Raw genomic sequence first — 3844 nt, 5'->3', positions numbered from 1 at the left:
CCTGCAAGCCCGATATCAAAACCCCGAAGCCTACAAACGGGGCAGCTGATTTTTCGAGGTATATCTCTATTGGTAATTCACTAACGGCAGGGTATGCTGATGGCGGCCTTTATTTAGCCGGACAGATGAATTCATATCCGTCTATCGTAGCCAAACAAATGCAATCTGTTGGCGGTGGCGTATTTAACCAGCCATTGTTCAGCAGCGACCAGGCCAATGGCTCAGGGTACCTGCAATTAGCAGGGTTTAGTGCTGCTGGATCTCCGAATCTTGCTCCGGTAACTAATAACCTGGCCATTAGGGGGCAAATCGCTGTTCCCGGATTTGGCAATGTAACTTTATATTCTAAATATACCGGCGACATCGAAAACTACGGCGTACCCGGTATTAAGTTACTGCAGATCACCTATGCACCTTATGGTAACCTGAATGGTTTTTATGAAAGGCTGCTGCCCCAGGACTCGCCTAATAATACCATGCCTTACCTCGCATTTATTACCGCCAAGCCGTTTACCTTCTTTTCAAACTGGTTAGGTAATAATGATGCACTCGGCTATGCAACTTCAGGCGGCGCAGGCGATGTATTAACAGACCCAAATACTTTTGCATATCTTGATAATTTGTTAATTGGGACTTTAACAGCCAAGGGCGCTAAAGGCGTTGTGGCTACCGTTCCGGATGTAACTTCCATCCCTTATTTTAACACGGTTACTGTAGGCGCTATTGTTGCAGGCGTGCAACAAGCAAATCCGTCAGTAAAGGGTATTTATATTAATGCGCTGGTTTCCGGTACAACTTATGCGCCGAGGCTTGCTACTGCAAGCGACCTGATCGTCTTAACTTTCCCTACCAGCAAGATCGGTGCCCCGGTAACTACTCCATTCGGGCCGCTGCCTTATGGTTTAACACCGTATACTCCGGTTGACAATCAATATGTGCTGGATGAAAATGAAGTTGCCTTAACCCGTGCCCATGTTGTTGCTTTCAACAACACCATTAAATCTGTGGCTGCGGCACACGGCCTGGCTGTATTTGATGCATACACATTCCTTAATAACGTAAAACAGTACGGATTGGTAGTTGATGGTGTGGGCTTTAACTCAGGCTATATCAGCGGCGGTATATTCTCGTTAGACGGTGTGCACCTTACTCCGCGCGGGTATGCCATTGTTGCCAACCAGTTTATTGACGCGATCAACGCTAAATACGGTTCAAATATCCCTGAAACCAACGTTGCCGCCTACCCGGGCGTTAAGTTCCCATAGGGTAAAGTCCATGGTCAATAGTCCATGGTCCATAGTAAGAAATAGTACACGAGAAGCTCCTGATAAAACTCCCGGGGCTTCTTGCGTTTTGTATCTTTTGTGCTGTTCCTCCTGAACACCTTTTCCCCGAAAACCTTCACGATTTAAACCCGAAATCTTTGTAATAAACACAATCATATGTCGTATTTTTAATAAAGCAAATGGAAATCGCAAATAAAACGGATCCTACCCCTGCCGGCGGGTTTGCCGGCCAGGATGCCAGGCCATCGTACTGGCTTACGCGCTTTGTGATCCTTCGTTTGCTGGGTTTAGTGTACGCAGTGGCTTTCCTGGTGGCGGTTAACCAAATTATCCCATTGATTGGCGAAAACGGCTTGCTTCCCGTAGGTATTTACCTCAAATACCTCGGCATTGCCTATGGCTCAGCCGGTGGGGGTTTTGTGCGGTTGCCTACCGTTTTTTGGTTCTGGCATTCGGATATGGCGCTGCTAACTGTTGCCTGGGCTGGCTTTGTGCTTAGTTTGATAGTGTTGGCCGGATATGCTAATGCCCCGCTGCTAACGGTGCTATGGTTTTTGTATATGTCTATCGTACATGCCGGGCAAGACTGGTACAGCTACGGCTGGGAGATCCAGCTTACTGAAACCGGCTTCCTGGCTATTTTTTTATGCCCGCTGCTTGACATGCGCCCCTTCCCCAAACGCCCGCCACCATTTCCTGTTATCGTTTTGTTCCGCTGGCTGGTTTTTCGCATCATGCTGGGCGCCGGGCTAATTAAATACAGGGGCGACAAAATTTGGCGAGACGGCACGGCCCTTTATTACTATTTCCAAACACAGCCAATCCCCGGCCCCTTAACCCGCTGGTTTCACTTTTTACCGCATTCGCTGCTTAAAACCGGGGTTTGGTTCAACTGGCTGGCAGAACTTGTTGCACCATGGTTCGTTTTCGGTCCACGGCCGGGGCGGCATATCGCAGGGGGCATCATTGTCTTGTTCCAGTTAACGCTCATCATCAGCGGCAACCTCTCGTTTTTAAACTGGCTCACCCTAATCCCGGCGCTGGCTTGTTTTGATGATGGTTTCTGGGCAAAACTGCTTCCCCTGGTACTGGTCCGAAAGGCCGCTGCCGCAGCGGAAACCGCCGAAGAATCGAGCCCCATGCTTACCATGTCGTGGATCGTCGCCGGGATTATCGCCCTGCTCAGCATCCAGCCGGTGTTAAATATGTTGTCGCCGGGGCAGGTGATGAACAGTTCTTTCGACCCGCTCGATCTGGTAAATACCTATGGCGCCTTTGGCTCAGTAGGGAAGGAGCGCTACAACGTAGTTTTTGAGGGTACCGCTGACGATACCACTGGCGGCAAAGCACATTGGAAACCTTACGTTTACAAATACCTGCCCACACAGCCTGATAAGGCCCCGCCGCAAATTGCGCCTTACCAGCCGCACCTCGACTGGCAGATGTGGTTTGCAGCCATGGGCACTGCCGGACAATATCCCTGGACCTATAACCTCATTTATAAACTCCTGCATAACGATCCTGGTGCGGTAAGCCTTTTTGCCGCAAACCCCTTCTCCAACCGGCCGCCCCGGTTTATCCGGGCAATATTATATCGCTATCAATTTGCAAAACCCGGCAGTCCGAAGGGAATATATTGGACAATGGAAAAGCTTGGAGATTGGATCCCGGTACTTTCTAAGGATGATGCGCGCTTGCTGAAGTTTTTGCGGAGTGAGGAATGGGTGAAATGAGGGGGTAACAAACCCTGAAAAGTGATTTCCAGTGACGTATTACAACGGTACCTAAGCCGAATTCCGCTTCCCTATCCTGGCCAACAAATTTATTAGCGGCGTGGCATTTGGCAATTTGCCAACCGGTAACGATGAGCAGGACACCCGGCTCTTCCAGGTATTTCAGCCAGGCTACGGCGCCGGGTTAAGGGTGTTGTTTAATAAAGCTACCCGCACCAACCTCGCCCTTGATTATGCCTTCGGCAAATTTGGCAACAGGGGTTTCTTTTTAAATTTGAATGAATCGTTTTAGGGGGAGCAACAAAATTGCATGCCATCGCTGTATGTAAGCAATAAATAACGCTGGCTTTGCACAAAATTGATACAGCAAAAAGTATCCGTAATCAATTTTTTACAAAACAGCCGTGTGAAGTTTTTAAACATTGGATACCGTATGGATGTGGTAAACTAATCGTTAGACAAGGCAATAGGCGCGGCGCGTCGACATCTGCAACAACTGCTGCTATGACGGGAAAAAATTATTCTTTATCGTATTGTTTTTTTGAACAGTACGTTTATAGAAATAGCAGCAAAAAATAAAACATCCGCCTATGTTTTTCGTTTTTAAATTATTACCTAATAATATTTAATTTCGCAGCCGTATGAAATACGCCATAAAAATAACTTTACTGGTATCGCTTTTGTTGATAACCATAAGTGCACAATGTCAAACAAAAAAAGTGTTTGCACACTATATGCTGAGCATTGGAACGAGGGATAATAGTTCGGTAGAAGGATTTAAGCAAGATGTGAGAGAGGCTATAGCTAATGGTGTTGACGGATTTG

3 protein-coding genes are annotated in these 3844 nt (G+C 47.6%); all 3 read left to right on the top strand.

Annotated features, from left to right (window positions below):
• The coding region (locus QZY09_RS07040) for an SGNH/GDSL hydrolase family protein (protein WP_295670171.1) at positions 1-1265 on the top strand (1265 nt) is incomplete at its 5' end.
• 200 nt (positions 1266-1465) lie between these two features.
• Positions 1466-3019 (top strand): lipase maturation factor family protein, encoded by a 1554-nt coding sequence (locus QZY09_RS07035; protein WP_295670167.1) that lies wholly within the window; start codon positions 1466-1468, stop codon positions 3017-3019.
• Positions 3020-3119: 100 nt separating this feature from the next.
• Positions 3120-3311 (top strand): hypothetical protein, encoded by a 192-nt coding sequence (locus QZY09_RS07030; protein ID WP_295670165.1) that lies wholly within the window; start codon positions 3120-3122, stop codon positions 3309-3311.
• The last annotated feature ends 533 nt before the right edge of the window (positions 3312-3844 follow it).

The organism is uncultured Mucilaginibacter sp. (assembly GCF_903913935.1).
In the GTDB taxonomy this organism is placed as follows: domain Bacteria; phylum Bacteroidota; class Bacteroidia; order Sphingobacteriales; family Sphingobacteriaceae; genus Mucilaginibacter.
Note: the sequence above shows the minus strand (reverse complement) of the source record. Positions and strands in the feature narration are given on the sequence as shown.

Coding starts and splice junctions, on each gene's coding strand:
- QZY09_RS07035 (WP_295670167.1), top strand. CDS start 1,466: ATGGAAATCGCAAATAAAACGGATCCTACCCCTGCCGGCGGGTTTGCC.